This is a genomic window from Stenotrophomonas sp. STM01 (assembly GCF_014852135.1).
Classification (GTDB): Bacteria; Pseudomonadota; Gammaproteobacteria; order Xanthomonadales; family Xanthomonadaceae; genus Stenotrophomonas; species Stenotrophomonas capsici.
The window spans coordinates 140,384-159,311 of sequence record NZ_JACVBA010000004.1 but is presented as its reverse complement, the minus strand read 5'-3'; the positions used below and the strand labels follow the sequence as shown (position 1 = coordinate 159,311).

Annotated in this window: 18 protein-coding genes; 11 read left to right on the top strand and 7 right to left on the bottom strand. The window is 68.8% G+C overall.

From position 1 onward, the window contains the following. Window positions 1-17 precede the first annotated feature (17 nt). Both IB227_RS16675 and IB227_RS16670 read right to left on the bottom strand, forming a co-directional pair. Window positions 18-836: an META and DUF4377 domain-containing protein gene (locus IB227_RS16675; protein WP_192288311.1), complete on the bottom strand. Its 819-nt coding sequence runs from the start codon at window positions 834-836 to the stop codon at window positions 18-20. A gap of 83 nt (window positions 837-919) precedes the next feature. Further along, window positions 920-1,714, bottom strand: a complete 795-nt coding sequence (locus IB227_RS16670; RefSeq protein WP_192288310.1) for an undecaprenyl-diphosphate phosphatase — start codon at window positions 1,712-1,714, stop codon at window positions 920-922. Between the two features lie 215 nt (window positions 1,715-1,929). Here IB227_RS16670 and glnA point away from each other — a divergent pair, with 215 nt between their 5' ends. The 4 genes from glnA (at window position 1,930) to IB227_RS16650 (ending at window position 6,286) form a co-directional block, all read left to right on the top strand. Continuing rightward, the gene (gene glnA, locus IB227_RS16665; protein ID WP_132862359.1) at window positions 1,930-3,339 is read left to right on the top strand and encodes a type I glutamate--ammonia ligase; all 1,410 of its coding nucleotides are present in this window, start codon (window positions 1,930-1,932) and stop codon (window positions 3,337-3,339) included. Window positions 3,340-3,647: 308 nt separating this feature from the next. Then, the gene (locus tag IB227_RS16660; protein WP_132862360.1) at window positions 3,648-3,986 is read left to right on the top strand and encodes a P-II family nitrogen regulator; all 339 of its coding nucleotides are present in this window, start codon (window positions 3,648-3,650) and stop codon (window positions 3,984-3,986) included. Window positions 3,987-4,007: 21 nt separating this feature from the next. Next, complete coding sequence (gene amt, locus IB227_RS16655) at window positions 4,008-5,432, top strand: ammonium transporter (RefSeq protein ID WP_192288309.1); 1,425 nt, start codon at window positions 4,008-4,010, stop codon at window positions 5,430-5,432. 107 nt (window positions 5,433-5,539) lie between these two features. Then, on the top strand, window positions 5,540-6,286 hold the full coding sequence (locus IB227_RS16650) for an N-acetylmuramoyl-L-alanine amidase (protein ID WP_132862362.1): 747 nt from the start codon (window positions 5,540-5,542) through the stop codon (window positions 6,284-6,286). Between the two features lie 37 nt (window positions 6,287-6,323). Here IB227_RS16650 and IB227_RS16645 read toward each other — a convergent pair whose 3' ends face one another. Further along, window positions 6,324-8,063 carry a DUF11 domain-containing protein gene (locus tag IB227_RS16645; protein WP_192288308.1) on the bottom strand — a complete coding sequence of 580 codons (1,740 nt, stop codon included), beginning with the start codon at window positions 8,061-8,063 and terminating at the stop codon, window positions 6,324-6,326. A gap of 110 nt (window positions 8,064-8,173) precedes the next feature. On the opposite strand from IB227_RS16645, the gene IB227_RS16640 reads away from it, so the two are divergent. From IB227_RS16640 to IB227_RS16625, 4 genes are read left to right on the top strand one after another with little or no spacing between them, the layout of a single operon-like run. Then, the gene (locus IB227_RS16640; protein ID WP_132862364.1) at window positions 8,174-9,217 is read left to right on the top strand and encodes an ATP-binding protein; all 1,044 of its coding nucleotides are present in this window, start codon (window positions 8,174-8,176) and stop codon (window positions 9,215-9,217) included. Then, complete coding sequence (gene ntrC / locus IB227_RS16635; RefSeq protein WP_192288307.1) at window positions 9,210-10,652, top strand: nitrogen regulation protein NR(I); 1,443 nt, start codon at window positions 9,210-9,212, stop codon at window positions 10,650-10,652. Before IB227_RS16640 ends, ntrC begins: the two co-directional genes overlap by 8 nt. A 41-nt stretch (window positions 10,653-10,693) precedes the next feature. Next, window positions 10,694-11,263: a superoxide dismutase family protein gene (locus IB227_RS16630; RefSeq protein ID WP_192288306.1), complete on the top strand. Its 570-nt coding sequence runs from the start codon at window positions 10,694-10,696 to the stop codon at window positions 11,261-11,263. A gap of 44 nt (window positions 11,264-11,307) precedes the next feature. Further along, window positions 11,308-11,931: a superoxide dismutase family protein gene (locus tag IB227_RS16625; RefSeq protein WP_192288305.1), complete on the top strand. Its 624-nt coding sequence runs from the start codon at window positions 11,308-11,310 to the stop codon at window positions 11,929-11,931. Between the two features lie 130 nt (window positions 11,932-12,061). Here IB227_RS16625 and IB227_RS16620 read toward each other — a convergent pair whose 3' ends face one another. Next, window positions 12,062-12,949, bottom strand: coding sequence for a hypothetical protein (locus IB227_RS16620; RefSeq protein WP_192288304.1), 888 nt, complete (start codon window positions 12,947-12,949; stop codon window positions 12,062-12,064). A 106-nt stretch (window positions 12,950-13,055) separates the two neighbouring features. Between IB227_RS16620 and IB227_RS16615 the strand changes: the two genes are divergently transcribed. From IB227_RS16615 to IB227_RS16605, 3 genes are all read left to right on the top strand, one after another. Continuing rightward, entirely contained in the window at window positions 13,056-14,336 is a 1,281-nt protein-coding gene (locus IB227_RS16615; RefSeq protein WP_192288303.1) for an acetyl-CoA C-acetyltransferase, read from the top strand. A 316-nt stretch (window positions 14,337-14,652) separates the two neighbouring features. Continuing rightward, complete coding sequence (locus tag IB227_RS16610; protein ID WP_192288302.1) at window positions 14,653-15,489, top strand: hypothetical protein; 837 nt, start codon at window positions 14,653-14,655, stop codon at window positions 15,487-15,489. Between the two features lie 59 nt (window positions 15,490-15,548). Beyond that, a complete protein-coding gene (locus tag IB227_RS16605; protein WP_132862371.1) occupies window positions 15,549-16,100 on the top strand; it encodes a hypothetical protein in 552 nt (183 codons plus the stop codon). Between the two features lie 45 nt (window positions 16,101-16,145). Here the strand turns inward: IB227_RS16605 and IB227_RS16600 are convergent, their stop codons facing one another. Genes IB227_RS16600 through IB227_RS16590 form a run of 3 tightly spaced genes read right to left on the bottom strand, consistent with a single transcriptional unit; the run spans window position 16,146 to window position 18,862 of the window. Beyond that, a complete protein-coding gene (locus IB227_RS16600; protein WP_192288301.1) occupies window positions 16,146-16,583 on the bottom strand; it encodes a hypothetical protein in 438 nt (145 codons plus the stop codon). Between the two features lie 39 nt (window positions 16,584-16,622). Then, window positions 16,623-17,885, bottom strand: coding sequence for a heme biosynthesis HemY N-terminal domain-containing protein (locus IB227_RS16595; protein ID WP_192288300.1), 1,263 nt, complete (start codon window positions 17,883-17,885; stop codon window positions 16,623-16,625). Beyond that, complete coding sequence (locus IB227_RS16590; protein ID WP_192288299.1) at window positions 17,882-18,862, bottom strand: uroporphyrinogen-III C-methyltransferase; 981 nt, start codon at window positions 18,860-18,862, stop codon at window positions 17,882-17,884. The genes IB227_RS16595 and IB227_RS16590 overlap by 4 nt, the downstream gene beginning before the upstream one ends. Between the last annotated feature and the right edge of the window lie 66 nt (window positions 18,863-18,928).

The following is an 18,928-nucleotide window of genomic DNA, read 5'->3' as shown; positions in this document are numbered from 1 at the left end:
TGCTTCGCAGCGGTGGCTTACTTGCCCACCTGCTCCGAGCTGACCACCATGTCCAGCACGTAGGCCAGCGAAGACGCGTCGGCCGGCGGGTTCTTCACCTGGAAACGCTTCAGGCGCAGCACGTTGCGCACGCCCGGCTGGTGGGTGTAACCCTCGATGTTGCCGTAGAAGTTCTCCCACTCACCGCGCTTGCCCTGCTCCAGGCCCTGCTCGTTGTACTTCACCTCGCGCACCTGCAGGCACTGCGCATCACGCATCACGCCGTGGGTGCAGGGCTTGGTCTGTGCATCGACTTCCAGGAACACGCGCTCGCCCTCGCCGCCGTAGCGGGCTTCGGCGGTCGGCTCGGCGCGGAAGGTCAGCACGTCGCCATTGGCGGCGGCCAGCACCAGCTGCGACGCATCCAGCGAACGGATCGTCAGCTTGCCCTGCAGGCGCTCGCTGACCAGGCCGTCCAGCGCCATCACGCCGGGCTCGCCGCAGGCCATGTTGGTGGACATCATGTTGCCGACGCTGAGTGCGTCGCCTTCCAGCGTGTAGCCACCGCCCATGCCGTTGCAGGCATTGCTCACGCTCAGGCGGCCGTCCTTGAAGTCCAGCGTGACCGGCTTGTCGGCGCGCACGAACAGCGCGTCCACGCGCTTGCCGGCCGAATCCACGGCGGTGTCGAGCAGCCAGTGGTTGGCGCCCAGCTGGGTGGCGTCGATCGAGGCCGCCGCGGCCGGGGTGGCGGTGTTGGCGGCGGGGGTGGCTTCACTCTTGGTGGTCGTCTGCGACGGGTTGCTGCAGGCGGCCATCAAGGCCAGCGGCAGGGCCAGCATGAGGATGCGCTTCATGGACAACTCCTTGGGTTATGGAAAGGATTCGGGACGACAAACGGATGAAGCTGCCGGCCGGGGTTGAAGGCGCCGGGGCGCGTTCAGTTTCCAGCAGGCAAGAACAGCAGCAAGCCAATGCCCAGTGCGATGCGGTATAGCGCGAAGCCCGTGAAGGGCCGGCGCTTGATGTAGTCCAGCAGCCACTTCACCACCACGAAACCGGTGATGACGGCGGCGGTGAAGGCCACGCCGACGTCGGTCCAGTTCTCGCTGCCGAGCTGCCCGTCCTTGGCAAGTTCCAGGAACGCGTAGCCACTGGCGGCGAACATGGTGGGAATACCTACCAGAAAGACGAACTCGGCCGCGGCGGCGCGGCGCGTCAGGCCCAGCAGCATGGCCAGGAAGATGGCCGCCGCCGAGCGCGAGGTGCCGGGGAACACGCCGGCCACCACCTGTGCCAGGCCGACGCCGATGGCCACCGTCCAGGTGACCGTCTCGCGGTCGGGCAAGCGTGCGGCGAAGCGTTCGGCGGCCAGCATCCAGACGCCCCCGATGACCAGCGCCCACGCCACCGGGGTCACCGTTTCCGGCAGCTCCCAGCCGGCCAGGCGTACCGGCAGGCCGACCACGGCGGTGACCAGGAAGGCCACGCCCAGCTTCATGACGTAGTCGCGGTTCTCGCGCTGGTCCAGGCCGGTGGCCAGTGTCCACAACCGCTGCCGCAACGCCAGCGTCACCGCCAGGATGGCACCGGCCTGGATCACGATGTTGAAGAAGTCCGAGCGGCTGCCCAGCCAGTGCTGGGCGATCAGCAGATGGCCGGTGCTGGAGATGGGGAGGAATTCGGTGAGGCCTTCGAGAATGCCCAGCAGGAGGGCGGAGAGCAGGTCGGACATGGAGATCGGTGGGAAAAAAGGCCGGTACAGCATAGTCCAAGTGATGTGTTGCACCTGCATGGTGCCGTGCACGCCGTTTGCACCTCCGTGGTGCAATCCGGTCGATGCAATTGCAACTTTCACCAAACAAAAACAATCACTTGCGATGATTTCGGGGTTGGCACGCTACTTGCTCCTTCACCCCATACGTCATCACCCATCCGAGGTTGCACCCGATGTCCCTGGAAAACGTTGAGAAGCTGATCAAGGACAACCAGGTCGAGTTCGTCGACCTGCGTTTCGTCGACATGCGCGGTATCGAGCAGCACGTGACCTTCCCGGTCTCGATCATCGAGCCGTCGCTGTTCGAGGAAGGCAAGATGTTCGATGGCAGCTCGATCGCCGGCTGGAAGGGCATCGCCGAATCGGACATGGTGCTGCTGCCGGACCCGGACAGCGCCTACCTGGACCCGTTCTACGCCGATCCGACCCTGGTGCTGACCTGCGACGTGCTCGACCCGGCCACCATGCAGGGCTATGGCCGCTGCCCGCGCGGCATCGCCAAGCGCGCCGAGGCCTACCTGAAGTCCTCCGGCATCGCCGACCTGGCCTTCTTCGGTCCGGAGCCGGAATTCTTCATCTTCGACTCGGTCCAGTTCGCCAATGACATGGGCCACACCTTCTTCAAGATCAACTCCGAGGAAGGTTCCTGGAACACCGGCAAGAGCTACGAAGGCACCAACAGCGGCTACCGCCCGACCGTGAAGGGCGGCTACTTCCCGGTGCCGCCGACCGACTCGCTGCACGATATCCGCGCCGAGATGTGCAAAGTGCTGGAAAAGGTCGGCATCGAAGTCGAAGTGCACCACCACGAAGTGGCCAACGCCGGCCAGTGCGAGATCGGCGCCAAGTTCAACACCCTGGTCACCAAGGCCGACGAACTGCAGCGCATGAAGCACGTCATCAAGAACGTGGCCCATCGCAACGGCAAGACCGTCACCTTCATGCCCAAGCCGCTGGTCGGCGACAACGGCAGCGGCATGCACGTGCACCAGTCGCTGGCCAAGGAAGGCAAGAACCTGTTCTCCGGTGACGGCTACGGTGGCCTGAGCCAGATGGCGCTGTGGTACATCGGCGGCATCTTCAAGCACGCCCGCGCCATCAATGCCTTCGCCAACTCCGGCACCAACAGCTACAAGCGCCTGGTCCCGGGCTTCGAGGCACCGGTGATGCTGGCCTACTCGGCGCGCAACCGTTCGGCCTCGTGCCGCATCCCGTGGGTGTCCAACCCGAAGGCACGCCGCATCGAAATGCGTTTCCCGGACCCGATCCAGTCCGGCTACCTGACCTTCACCGCGCTGATGATGGCCGGCCTGGACGGCATCAAGAACCAGATCGACCCGGGCGCACCGAGCGACAAGGATCTGTACGACCTGCCGCCGGAAGAAGAGAAGCTGATCCCGCAGGTCTGCTCCTCGCTGGACCAGGCACTGGAAGCGCTGGACAAGGACCGCGAGTTCCTCAAGGCCGGTGGCGTGATGAGCGACGACTTCATCGATGCCTACATCGCGCTGAAGATGAAGGAAGTGACCGCGTTCCGCGCGGCCACCCACCCGCTGGAATACCAGCTGTACTACGCAAGCTGATCCTTTCAGGTGGCGATGACGAAGGGCACCCCTCCCACCTTCGTCATCGCCGCCGCCTGCAAGGCTGGGGAGCCTTGTAGGCGGTCTGAAGCAGGACGCACGGAAGCACCAGGGGCAAGAGAATCCGGACGCGCGCCATGGGCCATTCCTCCCTCCCGCGTCACTGCCGTCAGCGGCTGGAAAAGTGCTGCCGTCAGCGAGGCCCATGACACGTTCGGCGCAACAGCCAGCGGCCGCATCGCGGCCGGTGGAAGACACGAAACCGGCCCGCAGGCGCGGGCCGGTCTCCTCCACTACGGGACATGCGCATGAAATTGATCTCCGCCATCATCCGGCCATTCAAGCTTGACGAGGTACGCGAGGCACTGGGCGCCGTCGGCGTTTCGGGCATCACCGTCACCGAGGTCAAGGGTTTTGGCCGCCAGAAGGGGCACACCGAGCTGTATCGCGGTGCCGAGTACGTCGTCGACTTCCTTCCCAAGATCCGCATCGAGACCGCCGTCACCGACGACCGCGTGGATGCGGTGATCGAAACCCTGCAGGGCGCGGCCGGCACCGGCAAGATCGGTGACGGCAAGATCTTCGTCACCCCGCTCGAGCAGGTGGTGCGTATCCGCACCGGTGAAACAGGCGCTGACGCGCTCTAACCCCCACAGCCGGAGTCGACAATGCGAACGGAATTTTTCACCGGGCTCAAGGCCCGGTTCGGTGGCCTGTGCCTGTCGTTCATGCTCGCCGTCATGGCGGTGGGCATGCTTCCCTCACACGCGTTGGCCCAGCAGGCCACGCCGCCGCAGCCGGAGGCAACGCAAGGCGCGGCACCGGCGGTTGCCGCCGAGGCCCCGGCCGAAGCCGCCGCCGAGGTGGCACCCAGCTTCGATCGCGGGGACGTGGCGTGGATGCTCACCGCCACCTTGCTGGTGCTGATGATGGTGGTGCCGGGCCTGGCGCTGTTCTATGGCGGCCTGGTGCGCGCCAAGAACGTGCTCTCGGTGCTGAGCCAGGTGCTGGTGGTGTTCTCGCTGGTGCTGATGCTGTGGGTGGCCTATGGCTACAGCGCGGTGTTCAGTGCGGGCAACCAGTTCTTCGGTTCCTTCACCGAATTCGCCTTCCTCAAGGGCTTCACCCCCGAGTCGGTGGGCAACACGCCGATCGCCGGGTTGCCGGACTTGCTGTTCGTGGCCTTCCAGTCCACCTTCGCCGGCATCACCACCGCGCTGATCGTCGGCGCGTTCGCCGAGCGCATCAAGTTCCGCGCGGTGCTGTTGCTCTCGGCGTTGTGGTTCACCCTGAGCTACATCCCGATGGCGCACATCGTCTGGGGCGGCGGCTATCTCGGTGAGATGGGCGCGATCGACTTTGCCGGCGGCACGGTGGTGCACATCAACGCCGGTGTGGCCGGCCTGGTGGCGGCGTGGTTCGTCGGCAAGCGCCTGGGCTATGGCCAGACCGCATTGAAGCCGCACAACCTGCCGCTGACCTGGATCGGCGCGATGCTGTTGTGGGTGGGCTGGTTCGGCTTCAACGCCGGCTCGGCCGCGGCCGCCGACACGGTCGCCTCGCTGGCCTTCATCAACACCGTGCTGGCCACCGCTGCCGCGGTGCTGGGCTGGACGCTGGTGGAGGCGGTGACCAAGGGCCATCCCTCGGCGCTGGGTGCGGCTTCCGGCGCCGTCGCCGGCCTGGTGGGCGTGACCCCGGCCTGCGGTACGGTAGGCCCGCTCGGTGCGATCGTGATTGGCTTTGTCACCGGCATGATCTGCGTGTGGGGCGTGACCGGGCTCAAGCGCCTGTTGAAGGCCGATGACACCGCCGACGTGTTCGGCGTGCACGGTGTCGGTGGCATCGTCGGTGCGATCCTCACCGGCGTGTTCAGCGCACAATCGCTGGGCGGCACCAAGGCCGACCTGGACATCGGCCACCAGCTCTGGGTGCAGGTGGTCAGCGTCGGCTTCACGGTGCTGTGGAGTGCCGTGGTCACCGCGGTGATCCTGCTGGTGGTGCGCGCGCTGGTAGGCCTGCGCGTGAGCGAGGAAGCCGAACGTACCGGCCTGGACGTCACCACCCACGGCGAATCCGCCTACGAGGCCTGAGCGCCGCTTCAAAAGCCCCTCTCCCGCCAGCGTGAGAGGGGTTGAGGTGAGGGCCGCGCCAGCATCCTGCCGTAGGTCACTTGCTTTCCCATCCGTGGCAACGTGCAATGCCCGGCATGAACCACAAACTCCTGTTGCCGCTGGCGCTGGTCGCCGCACTCGCCGCCTGCACCACCACGCCGCAGCGCAATCCCCTGGCGCAATGGGTTCCCTCGGCGAACCACAACGCACGCCAGCCGGTGATCATCGTGCTGCACCACACCGACCAGGATTCGGTGCAGCAGAGCCTGGACACGCTGCGCAGCGCCAACAGCGGCGGCAAGGTGAGCTCGCATTACCTGGTGGGGCGCAAGGGTGACCTGTACCAGCTGGTCGCCGACAGCGAACGTGCCTGGCATGCCGGTGGCGGGCGCTGGGGATCGATCACCGACCTCAACTCCACCTCGATCGGCATCGAGATCGACAACGACGGCGAGAGCCCGTTCAGCGCACCGCAGATCGCCACGCTGCTGCGTCTGCTCGATGACCTGTGCACCCGCTACAACATCCCGCGCAGCCAGATCATCGGCCATGCCGACCTGGCCCCGTCGCGCAAGGCCGACCCCAGCCGCTTCTTCCCCTGGCAGCAGCTGGCCGAGGCCGGCTTCGGTATCTGGCCCAAGGCCAGCGACGGCGCGGCCCCGGAAGGCTTCGACCGCTGGCTGGCGCTGCAGGCGCTGGGTTACCCGATGGACGACCGTGCCGCGGCCGCGCGCGCCTTCCACCGGCGCTTCCGTGGCAGCGACACGTTGCCCGCCGAGCTGGATGCCGAAGATGCCCGCATCCTCCACTCGCTGCTGCAGCAGGTGAAGTGAGCGACCGCGCCCGGTGGCATGGTCGCCGGGCGCGTGCTCAGTTGACGCTGCACTGGACCTGCACGTTGATCTGGCTGTTGGCCGGGAACGCCGTCACCGTCGCCCCGTTGGCGGTCAGCAGGTCCGCCGGCGCCTGCGGGCAGGTCGCATTGTTGCTGGGTGTGCAGGAGAGCACCTGGCAGTTGGACAGCCCGCTCGTGGGCGTGTCCTTCAGGACCGCGCCACCGGCATCGCCCGGGCCGCCGTTGCGGAACTGCAGCGAGTAGGTCGTACTGCTCCCGGACGGCACGCTGGCCACGGCATTGGTCTTGGTCACGGAGAGGTCGACGCCGGCCGCATTGGTGAAGGTGCAGGTGATGTTCGCGCCCTGGACGATGGCGGCGGCCGGCAGCGTGACGCTGCGGTTGGGCAGGTCCACGGTACCGTTCACGCCGGCAGGCAGGCCGGTGCACTGGATCGCGCTCAGGGCGAAGCCCGGCGTCTGTGCCTCGGTCAGCGTGGTGGCCGTGTTCACCGCCGTCAGCGCACGCGCGCTGCCGGCCACGGCCTGGCCGGCGCTGGTCGTGGTCAGCGTCTGCGAGGGCAGGCCATTGGTGCCGGTGAAGGTGAAGGCGCCCACCGCGCGTTCGCTGATCTTGCGCGCGGTCACCACCGGCCGGGGCGTGTTGGTGATGGTGCAGGTGTACTGCGTGTTGGCCGCCACCGCGATGGTCCAGTCGGGGCCGGTCCCGCTGGGCGTGTAGGCCTGCTGCTGGCCGTTGAGCTGGTAGGACGTGCAGCTGATGCTCTTGTCGTAGTCACCGATGGCCTGGACGCTGTTGGCCGCCATGTCATCGCGCACGACGTGGTTGCCGGTGCTGACCTGCAGCGCGCCGGTGCTGGCCTGCTGCCCCGTCCCGGCGCCGCTGGTGGAGGCCGCGCGCAACGTGTTGCTGCCCTGGCGGATGGAGACGGTGAACTGGTCGTTGGGCGCGATGCGGCCCAGGTTCACCACCTTGTTGACCATGATCGCCGGCACCGGGTAGACGATGCTGCCGGCGCAGCCGCTGGAACTGCTCGCCTGCGAGGGGTCGCTGAACTGGCTGGCGGGAATGATCTGCGCCGCGCCGCCGTTGATCGCGGGATGCTGCCAGCGCAGCCGGTTGAAGTTCAGGCCGCCGGCGTTCACCCAGTAGATGCGCATCAGGGCACAACTGTTGGCGACGTCGGCGTTGAAGCTGCCGATGGCCCGGAAGTCGGTTTCGCCGTTGGTGTAACTGCTCAGTGCGCCGACCGGGATGTCGTAGTTGGCGGTGCGGTAGGCGGTGCTGGTGTAACTGGAGGACATGCTGACCTGCACCGAGTCGTCATGCGCCACGGAAAGCGTGTAGGTGCCGGCAACCGGGAACCGCACCAGCGTGTACATCACCCGGCCCATGGCCTGGTAGCGGCAGGGATCGGTCTGCAGGTTGGCGGCGGTGCGGCTGTCGCACAACGCGAACGGATTGCTGCCGTAGTCCACCAGCGCCGAGGTGCCGGTGCGGACCGCATTGGCCGGGTTGTTGGCCAACGCGGAGAGGTTGGCGATGGTGGCGGGGTTGTTGACGAACCGCGGGGCGCCTTGCGGACCGATGTAATTGGCATCGGATGCGATGCTGGTGGTGCCACGGTAATCCTCCCACAGCACGTTCTGCGCGGCCGCCTGGAACGCGGTCATGGCCAGCAGCAGGCCGGCGATGCCGGCGCCACCGGCGCGCCAGAGGCCGGAAAGCGTGGTTCGAGCGTGAAGCGTTGGCATGTCATCCCCTGAAGTGTCACTTGCCGCAATGGCGCGGATAGTGGCCTTGGCGGTGCCAAGCCGCCGTGACGATGCTGCCCAGCCGGTCGCCTTTGCACTACATTGGTGCAATGACGATGCCTGATGACCGCCCCGCGCTGGACGTGCTGGGTACCCCCGTAGCCTGGGCCAGCGCCGATGGCCGCATCCTTGGCACCAACCCGGCCTTCGCGCGCTGGATGGGCGTGAGCGTGCGCCGCCTGGTCGGCCAGCCGCTGGTCTCGCTGGAGGCGCAGGGCGAGGCCCTGGCCAACTTCCTGGCCCGCGACGAGCGCGACGTGCTGCGCCTGCATCGGTTGATCCTGGCCCTGCCGGGCGAGAGCCCGCGTTTCGCCGAGGGCTGGTTGAGCCGGCTGGAGGAAGGCGGCTGGCTGCTGGAGGCCTACCCGGTGGACGAGTTCGTCGCGCCCGACCCGGCGCAGGTGCTGCCCGGCGCACTGTCGGCCGCCCTCAAGGGCCTGGCCCACGAGCTGCGCAACCCGTTGGCCGGGCTCAAGGGCGCCGCGCAGCTGCTGGCCCGCCGGGCCCAGGGCCGCGACGCCGGCGAGCGTGAGTTGATCGACCTGATCGGCGCGGAGATCGAACGCCTCAACGGCCTGCTCGAACAACTGCTGTCACCGGCCCCGGCACGACCGCACGCGGCCATGAACATCCACGCCGCGCTGGAGCGGGTGCTGCGCCTGGCCGAGAGCGAGGCGGGCTGGTCGGTGCGTATCCAGCGCGATTACGACCCCAGCATCCCCGAGTTCGACGGTGACCCCGACCGCCTGACCCAGGCCGCCTGGAACCTGGTGCGCAACGCCATCCAGGCCGGCGCCACCGTGGTGACGCTGCGCACCCGGGTCGAGCACGGCCTGCGCATCGGCGACCAGATCCAGCCGTTGGCGCTGCGCCTGGAAGTGGCCGACGACGGCCGCGGCGTGCCCGAGGACATGGCCGAGCACCTGTTCCTGCCGCTGGTCAGTGGCCGCGCCGAGGGCACCGGCCTGGGCCTGGCGCTGGCCCAGCAGGTGGCGCGCGAACACCGCGGCACCCTCGGTTACCGTTCGCGCCCCGGCCACACGGTGTTCACCGTGCTGCTGCCGCTGGGCACACAGGAGGCCCGTGATGCCTGACCCCACCACCGCCACCGTCTGGGTGGTCGATGACGACCGTTCGGTACGTTTCGTGCTGACCACCGCGCTGCGCGAGGCCGGTTACACCGTCGAAGGCTTCGAGCATGCGGCGGCGGCCCTGGCCGCGCTGGAAACCCGGCCGGTGCCCGACCTGCTGTTCACCGACGTGCGCATGCCCGGCGACAACGGCCTGGCACTGCTGGAGAAACTCAAGGCCGCGCATCCGCAGCTGCCGGTCATCGTGATGAGCGCCTACACCGACGTGGCCAGCACCGCCGGAGCGTTCCGCGGCGGTGCGCACGAGTTCCTGTCCAAGCCGTTCGACCTGGACGATGCGGTGGAACTGGCCCGGCGCGCGCTGCCCGAGCCGTTGGTGGAAGACCCGCCGGCGGCGCCACCGCCGGCCGCCGTGGCCGGCCAGGGCGCGCCGCAGCTGATCGGCGACACCCCGGCCATGCGTGCGTTGTTCCGCGCCATCGGCAAGCTGGCGCAGGCGCCGTTGTCGGTGTTGATCAATGGCGAAACCGGCACCGGCAAGGAACTGGTGGCCAACGCGCTGCACGGCGAGTCGCCGCGCGCGAAGGGGCCGTTCGTGGCGCTGAACACCGCCGCCATCCCGGCCGAACTGCTGGAAAGCGAACTGTTCGGCCATGAGGCCGGCGCGTTCACCGGCGCGCACAAGCGCCATATCGGCCGCTTCGAGCAGGCCGATGGCGGCACGCTGTTCCTGGACGAGATCGGCGACATGCCGCTGCCGCTGCAGACCCGCCTGTTGCGCGTGCTGGCCGAGGGCGAGTTCTTCCGCGTCGGCGGGCGCGAGCTGATCCATGTCGATGTGCGCGTGGTCGCTGCCACCCACCAGGACCTGGAGGCACTGGTCGAGCAGGGGCGCTTCCGTGCCGACCTGCTGCACCGGTTGGACATGGTGCGCCTGCTGCTGCCACCGCTGCGCGAGCGCCTGGCCGACGTGCCGCAGTTGGCCGAGACCTTCCTGGCCAATGCCGCACGACGGTTGGACATGCCGCCCAAGCGCCTGTCCGCGCCCGCCGTGCAGGTGCTGCGCGAGCACGCCTGGCCGGGCAACGTGCGCGAGCTGGAGAACGTGTGCTGGCGCCTGGCTGCGCTGGCGGTGGCCGACACCGTGTCGGCCGAGGATGTCCGCGCCGCGCTGGCCCGCGGCGGACGCAGCCCGCGCGGTGGTCCCGCGTTGTCGCCGGAACACTGGGACCGTGCGCTGGAAGCCTGGGCGCGCCAGCGCCTGGCCGAAGGTGCCATGGGCCTGCACGCCGAGGCCCGCGAGCGCCTGGACACGGTGCTGCTGGAGGCCGCGCTGGCATTCACCGATGGCCACCGCGCCGATGCCGCTGCCCGGCTGGGACTGGGCCGTAACACCGTCACCCGCAAACTGGGCCCGGGCCGTCGCCGCGGCAGCTGAGCGCACGACACCGGGCAAACGTTCGTAGCAAGGAGATTCCAATGCGCATCCATCTTCCCCTGACTGCCCTGGCCGCCACCGCGCTGCTGGCCGCCTGTGGCTCCGGCCCCGCGCCCCGGCCGCAGGCGCCGCCGCCGCCACCGTCGGTCAGCACCGCACGCATGGCCGAAGCCAACCTCGCACCGGCCTCGGCCAGCCTGGTCAGCGGCCGCCTGGCCCTGGTGCCCGAAGCCGGCGGCGTGCATATCACCGGCGTGGTGGGTGGCCTGCCGCGCGGCCGGCCGTCTGCCTTCCACGTGCACGAGAAGGGCGATTGCAGCGCGGTGGACGGCAGCAGTGCCGGCGGCCACTTCAACCCCACCGCGCAGGCGCATGGCCGCGCCGGCGCCGGCGCGCACCATGCCGGTGACATGGACAACCTGCTGGCCAATGCCGAAGGCGTGGCCAATGTCGACGTTCACCTGCGCGGCGTCACCCTCGGCGGTGGCGCAGTCAACGACATTGCCGGTCGCGCCCTCGTGGTGCACGCTGCACCCGACGACTACCGTAGCCAGCCTGCCGGCAATGCCGGTGCCCGTGTCGCCTGCGCGGTGATCCGCGTCGTACGCTGAATGCGTCTGTCGTTCTGATCCACCCATTCATAGGGAGCAAGACCATGCGTTTGATCCACACCACGTTGTTCCTCGCCGGCGCGCTCGCGCTGACCGCCTGCAACCAAGGCGCAGAACCCGATGCCGTCCCGGCCGAACTGGTCGCCGACGCACCTGCCGCCGCGGCCCCGGCCGCCGATCCGGCCGCTCCGCCGGCCATGGCCATGGCCGCGCCGGTCGCCGTCGCCCAGCTGGAGCCGACCAAGGACAGCACGGTCAAGGGCAGCATCAGCTTCACCGTGGTTGACGGCCAGCTGCGCGCCAGCGGCGACATCAGCGGCCTGCAGCCGGACAGCGAGCACGGCTTCCACATCCACGAGAAGGGCGATTGCAGTGCGCCGGACGGCACCAGCGCCGGTGGCCACTTCAACCCGGGCAGCAGCGAACACGGCAGCATCGACGCCACCGCCCACCACGGCGGCGACATGCCCAACATCAAGGCCGATGCCCAGGGCAACGCCCACATCGACGGCCCGGTGGCCAGCAACGTCAATGCGGGCAAGGGCGATGCGTTCGACATCATCGGCCGCGGCCTGATCGTCCACGCCGACCCGGACGACTACAAGACCCAGCCGACCGGCAACGCCGGCGCACGCCTGGCCTGCGCGGTGATCAACAAGGCGCCGTAAGCGGCCGTGCTGCTCCAAACCCCTCCCTTGCGCAGCAGGGGAGGGCGGGGGAGGGGTTCGCCTCCGGGCCGAACCGCTCCAAACAAAAGGGCCGCTTGCGCGGCCCTTCGGGTTCCATCCGCCAGCGCGCTCAGTGCGCCAGCATCGCCTTGGCGTCCTGGCCGGCATGCACATGCACGTACAGCACGTCGATGCCATGCGCCTCCAGTACCGCGGCCATCTGCCGCTGGCGCATCAGGTACTGCTCGTACACCCGCTGCAGGCGATCGCAGGCATTGCGCTCATGGCCGTAGTGCGCGCACCAGCCGGCCGGGTCGAACAGCGCCATGCGCACTTCGCCACCGACATAACGCAGCAGCGGTTCCGGCGGGGCTTCCAGCCATTGCTCCTGGCCGGGCGCGAACATCGCCGTCTCCAGCAGCGGCCACAGGTCGGCCAGGCCCTGGTTGTCGTACTGCATGGCCATCATCGCGGCCAGGTCGTTGAAGGTGAAATAGCGTGCGTGCTCGATCTGCGCGGCAAACCCGGTCTGCGCCAGCAGCGCGGTGTCCGGCTGCGCCATGCCGTTGGCCAGCAGCACCTCTTCCAGCGCATCACGCGCTTCCTGCAGCAGCCCGGTATCGGTGCCGGTCAACACGAACGGCACCACCCGCAGCCCACCGCCGACCAGGCCCGGATCGGCCTGCAGCGGCAGCGGCACCTCGCCGTTGGCATCGGCACCGAAGGCCAGCAGGCGCGGCCCCTGGTTGCGGCCGGGCGCACGCGCCTGCAGCTCTTCCAGGCGGCGATGGATCGGCAGGCCCGGGCGCAACACCTCGGCCGGGTCGAAATGCGCCGCGGCGAACACCAGGTCCAGGCCGCTGACCTGCGGCACCAGCTTGGCCAGGTCACGGCCGACCAGCGCCGCCAGTTCGCCGGCCTGGTCCGAGGACAGCGCGGCCTTGCGTGGTTGCTGGCCACCGGCCAGTTCCAGTGCCAGTACGCCCAGTGCGTTCATGTCGGGGTTGGAATTGCTCATGGTTCGCGGTTGGCCCGTCACGGGCTCGAAGCTACACTCAACGCCATTATGCCTGCTATCGCGTGCAGGCCACGTTGCACTCACATTCCAGTCATCAGGTACCCGCATGACCAGCGCTCGTCCCGTAGCCATCCTCGGTGGTGTCCGCATTCCGTTCTGCCGCCAGAACACCGCCTATTCGGATGTCGGCAACCTTGGCATGTCGGTCCGTACGCTGGGCGCCCTGGTTGAACGGTTCGGCCTGCACGGCCAGCAGCTGGGCGAAGTGGCGATGGGCGCGGTGATCAAGCATCCCAGCGACTGGAACCTGGGCCGCGAGGCCGCGCTGTCCTCCGGGCTGTCGCCGCTGACCCCGGGCATCACCCTGCAGCGTGCCTGCGGCACCTCGCTGGACACCATCATCACCGTCGCCAACAAGATCGCGCTGGGCCAGATCGAGTCGGGCATCGGCGGCGGCTCGGACACCACCTCCGACGTGCCGATCGTCTATGGCAAGAAGCTGCGCGCACGCCTGCTGGCGGCCAACCGCGCCAAGAGCACCGGCGACAAGCTCCGCGCGCTGACCAAGGGCTTCAAGTTCTCCGAGCTCAAGCCCGAGTTCCCCGGCGTGGCCGAGCCGCGTACCGGCAAGAGCATGGGTGACCACTGCGAGGACATGGCCAAGGAGTGGAACATCTCGCGTGACTCGCAGGACGAGTGGGCGGTGTCCTCGCACAAGAAGCTGGCCGCCGCCTACGAGCGCGGCTTCTTCAACGACCTGATCGCACCGTTCCGTGGCGTGGAGCGCGACAACATCCTGCGCCCGGACACCTCGCTGGAAAAGCTGGCCACGCTCAAGCCGGCCTTCGACAAGACTTCCGGCCGCGGCACCCTGACCGCCGCCAATTCCACCCCGCTGACCGACGGCGCCGCCGCGGTGCTGCTGGCCAGCGAGGAATGGGCACGCGCGCACGGGCATGCGCCGCTGGCGTATCTGCGCGACGCGCAGGTGGCGGCGGTGGATTTCGTGCATGGCGAGGGCCTGCTGATGGCCCCGACCGTGGCCGTGCCGGAAATGCTCAAGCGCAATGGCCTGACCCTGCAGGATTTCGACATCTACGAAATCCATGAAGCCTTCGCCGCGCAGGTGCTGTGCACGCTGCGTGCGTGGGAGAGCGAGGACTACTGCCGCAAACGCCTGGGCCTGGACGCACCGCTGGGCCGCATCGACCCGGAGAAGATCAACCCGCTGGGTTCGTCGCTGGCCACCGGCCATCCGTTCGCCGCCACCGGTGCACGCATCATCGGCACCGTGGCCAAGGAACTGGCCGAACGCGGCGGTGGCCGCGCGCTGGTGTCGATCTGCACTGCCGGCGGCATGGGCGTGGTGGCCATCGTCGAGCGCTGATCCAGCGCACCCCAACCGGTAGGCACGGTGGATCTGCCCCCTCCCTTCTGCGCCGCAAAGGGGAGGGTCGGGGAGGGGTGTCTTTGCGTCTTCGAGATACATCCCGACTTCGCGGCCAAGGCCGCTCCTGCGCCGGGTGCAGGCACGCATCCTTTGAGCCGCGGCAGATCTGCTCCCTCCCTGCTGCGCAGCAGAGGGGAGGGCTGGGGAGGGGTGTCTTGGCGCCTTCGAGATATATCCCGACTTCGCGGCCAAGGCCTTTTCTGGCTGCCTGGCAAGCCTGTATCTTCGCCGCACCAAGGACGAGGGAACACGGATGAGGTGCATCGCGATCGGGTTGGGGATGATGGTGTCGGTGTTGGCTGCCCCGGCAGCAGCGATGACGTTCATGAAGGTGGACTACGTCTGCCCGGTCGGTGGCGAACGTTTCAGCGCCCGCACGATGGGCTCGGGCACCTCTTTCGGACACTTCCTCGATGGCCGCGCCTATGGCGCGATCAAGTCGCCATGGCCGCTGGTGCAATGCCCGGGCAATGGCTTTGTGATGTTCCGTGAGACCTTCAGCGCCGATGAGGTCCGGGCGCTGGACGCCTACGTGCAGGGTGAGGAGTACCGGCGCATGCGCGAGAGTGAAACCAGCTACTGGCTGGTTTCACGGCTGATGCAGGCGATCGATGCCCCGGCGGACGAACAGGCCGGCGTGCTGCAGCGTGCCACCTGGCAGGCCTCGCCGGCGCAGTATCCGCGCTACGTGGCCGCGGCCGCGGCGGCCTTCGCCGAACAGTGCCCGGACCAACGCCCCGCTGTCCGGCGTGACCAGCGTTGGCTGCATTGCCAGATGATCCTGGGCGAATGGGAGCGCCGCCTGTCGCGCTTCGATGCGGCCCGTGCACGCTTCACCGGCCTGCAGCCGCAGGTGGAAGCGCTGGTGGTGGGCGAGGACAGCGAGCGGAGTGCCCGGCAGTTCCGCGCCGAGATCGCCCAGCAGCTGCAGCTGATCGAGCAAGGCGACAACGCCGACACGGTGGCAGTCGATGCCAACGCACCGGCGCACAGGAGTGCTGAGGCCGCCACGCAGGAAAGCGCCGCCGCGGCCCAGGCGGCGGCGCAGGCGGCCGATGCGGCCGCCGCCGCAGGTGGCCGCAGGGATTGAGCGGGACGCACGGGCGCGGGGGCGCCTTTCATTGGCCATGACACAGGGGAAAACCCGCAGTGAATGACGACAACCCGTATGCCGCGCCACAGAGTTCGCCGCAGCCGCCACCACTGCAGCACGCACATGGCGACGACCGCTGCTGGCGCGACGGCGCGGAACTGCTGGTGCGCCCCGGCGCAGACCTGCCGCGTTCGTGCGTGAAATGTGGCGACCCGGCCAGCGAATATCGCAGCCGTACCTTCTACTGGCATTCGCCGTGGCTGTACCTGCTGATCCTGCTGCACATGGTGGTCTACCTGATCGTGGCGCTGATCGTGCGCAAGCCGGCCAGCCACCAGGTGGGCCTGTGCGCCAGGCACCAGGGCCAGCGTCGCAACTTCATCCTGATGGCGTGGTTGTCGCTGGTGCCGCTGATCGGTGGCTTCATGTTCGAGCGCGGCGGCATGATCCTGCTCGGCGTGCTGCTGTTCCTGGTGATGCTGTTCTGGGGCCTGCTCGGCATGCGTGTGCTCAAGCCGAAGAAGATCACCCCGGAACTGGCGGTCTATGCCGGCGTCTCGCCCCGGTTGCTGGCCTCGCTGCCCCGCTATCCCCACCGCCGCGATTGACCGCAGGTGCGCCCGGCCGCGTTGCCGGGCGATGCAGGCCGGATCTCAGCCGCCGCCCGTGGTGGGCGCGTGGTCGAGCAGGAACTGGCTGATTTCGCGGCGCAGCGGCAGGTCGTCGGTGGCGCGCGCGTAGGCGTCGGCCTGCAGCGCGTGATCGCGTGCGGCGTCGAGCTCTTCCAGGTTGGAGTAGCGCTCGGCCAGTGCCAGGCAGATCGAGGCCGCGTAGCCGGCGGCATTGGCCGCGGTCGCCAGTGGCAGGGCGCGCAGGTAGAAGCCGATCGCGGTGGGGTCATCACCGGTGAAATCGGCCAGCGTCTCCCACAGGAACGGGTGGTCACGGTCACTGCGGGCGGTGGCTTCGCAGTAGCGGGCCAGTTCGGCGTAATGCACCTGGACCGCCTCGTCGTCGCCGGCCTGGCCGGCGTCGATGATGGCATCGGTCAGTGCCACGACATGCGCGTGCATGTCCGGAGGGATGTTCATGGCGTCTGGAAGAAGGCGTGGGTACTGGATTCCATGGGCTCAGCCGGGCAGGCGCGGGAAGCCATGTTCGTCGCGCTCCTCGGCCACGGCCTGGTCCTGGATCTGCTGGCGCAGGTCACGGCGTTCCAGTGGCAGCGGGGTATCGCCACGGCGTTGGTGCAGGGCGTTGAGCAGGCATTGCCGCGCCAGCGCGTCCTCGCCCTGCGCGGCGAAACCCTCGCCCAGGGCTTCCCAGGCGTCGGGGCCGGCGCCCTGCGCGATCGCGCGGTGCAGGAATTCCTCGGCCTGCGTCCATTGCCCCTGGCCGCGTGCCAGCCGGGCCAGGGTCAGCAACAGTGCCGGGCTGGAAGGGTGCGACTGCAGCCAGCGCTGCGCACTGGCCCGCCGCGAGTCCAGCTTGTCCACCGGCAGGGTGCCGTACAGCGTGACCAGCGCCTCGTCCCAGCTGCTGTCCAGCGTCTGTTCGATCACGCGCAGCGCCACGTCGTTCCAGTTCAACGCCACCGCGCGGCTGGCATAGCGCGCCACTGCCTGCGGCGACACGCGCAGGGTCTTGGGCAGCACTTCCCAGCGCGCAGCCAGCGCGTTCACGTCAACGGCCTCGTCCAGCATCTGCAGGGCCAGCCGGGTTTCCAGCGCGGCCACCGCCGGCGGTGGCAGGGCCTGTTGCTGGCGCAGCGCGCCAAGTTGCCCGTAGGCCTCCTCGGCGCGACCGGCGCGGGCCAGCGCCTCGGTGCGCAGCGACAGCCCGCGTGGCGGCAACGGCTGGATGCCGGGCAGGTCCAGCGCAGTGATCGCTTCCAGTGGCTTGTCCAGTTCCAGCCAGCGCTCGGCGCTATGCAGTGCGTGCAGGGTGGGGTCGACCGCACCCAGCTGCTGCAGGTGCTGGCCGGCACTGGCGGCATCATCGCGGGCTTCGGCCGCACGCATCGCCGCGACCAGCGCGATCGGTCGCACCTCCTTCTCGGTGGCCGCGCTCTGCAGCAGCTTTTCGGCACGCTGCCACTGCCCGCCATCGAGCGCCTGCAGGCCATCGATCAAGCGGGCGTGTCCCTTGCCGCGGCGATGCCGTGCCCAGACGCGGAACGGCGTGCTCACCAGGGTCCACAGCAGCCACAGCAACAACAGGACGATCAGCAGCGCCAGCACCGCCTGCGGCAACGTGGCGATGTAGTCGTGGTTGCCCGCACGGACGATCACCTCGCCCAGCGCACGCACGGACGCCTGGCCCATCCACTGCGCGCCGAAGATGCCCAGCGCGGCGACCAGCAGGACGATCAGCAGGGAACGGAAGGCTTTCATGGCGACTCCTTGGCCGCGCGCATGCTGCGCAGCTGCTGCAGGGTGCTGCCCAGTTCGGGAAGGGCGGGGCGCAGTTCCACCGCGCGCAGGGCCTTGAGCTCGGCGCGATGCTGCTGGCGTTGCGGCGAATCCGGCCACAACCGCTGCAACCAGCCATCGATGCGGTCCAGCGCCTGCTGCCAGGCGGTGTCGTCACCGCGTTCAAGGGCGGCACGGGCCAGGCTCAACTCGATCTGCAGCGAGTCGGTGGCGGCCAGCCGCTCGGAGCGGGCGACCAGCACCGAGGCATCGGCCGGGCGGATCTCCACCAACGGGGAAAGCAGCTGCTGCCACCACGGCTGCTCGGCATCGGTCGCCGCGCGTGCCTGCTCGGGCAACTGCTCCAGGCTGGCCGCCCACTGGGTGAGCCGGTTGGCGGTGGTGGTGCGGACGCCCGGACCCAGCGCATCGACCGCGTTGCGCTCCTGGATCAGGGCCTGGCGCAGGTTGAGGTAGGCCGGGTCGTCGATGCTCTCCAGCACGCCGGCGGCCAAGGCATACAGGCGGCGCGCACCGTCCAGGTCATCGGCATGGTTCATCCGCTGCGCGGCCTGGCTGAGCAGCAGTTCGGCCTCCTCGCGGCGCAGCGCCTGCGCACCCTGGCGCGAGCTGTCGGCCAGGCGAGCCAGGTTCTCCTCCAGCAGCGCATTGCGCTGGCTCAGGCCCAGCACTTCGTCGCGCAGCACGCGGTTGGTGGCGGCCGCGTCTTGGATGCTGCGGGCATTGGCGCGCTGGTCGCGGCGCAGGGCTTCCATGCTGTCCTGCAGGGCGGTCAGCTGGCGCGCGGCGTCATCGCGCGCCTGGTGGGCCTGTTGCTGCTGGGCCTGCCAGCCGCGATAGCCGAACCAGCCGGCGGCGGCGAGCACGCCGACCACGGCCAGTGGGATCAACCAGCGCAGCGGGTGCCGGGGCGTGGGAGCGGGGGAAACATCATTCATCGGGGCACAGCATCCTTGGCGGGCTCACCGGGGCCACGGACGGCGCGGCACCGGGTCATGCTGCAA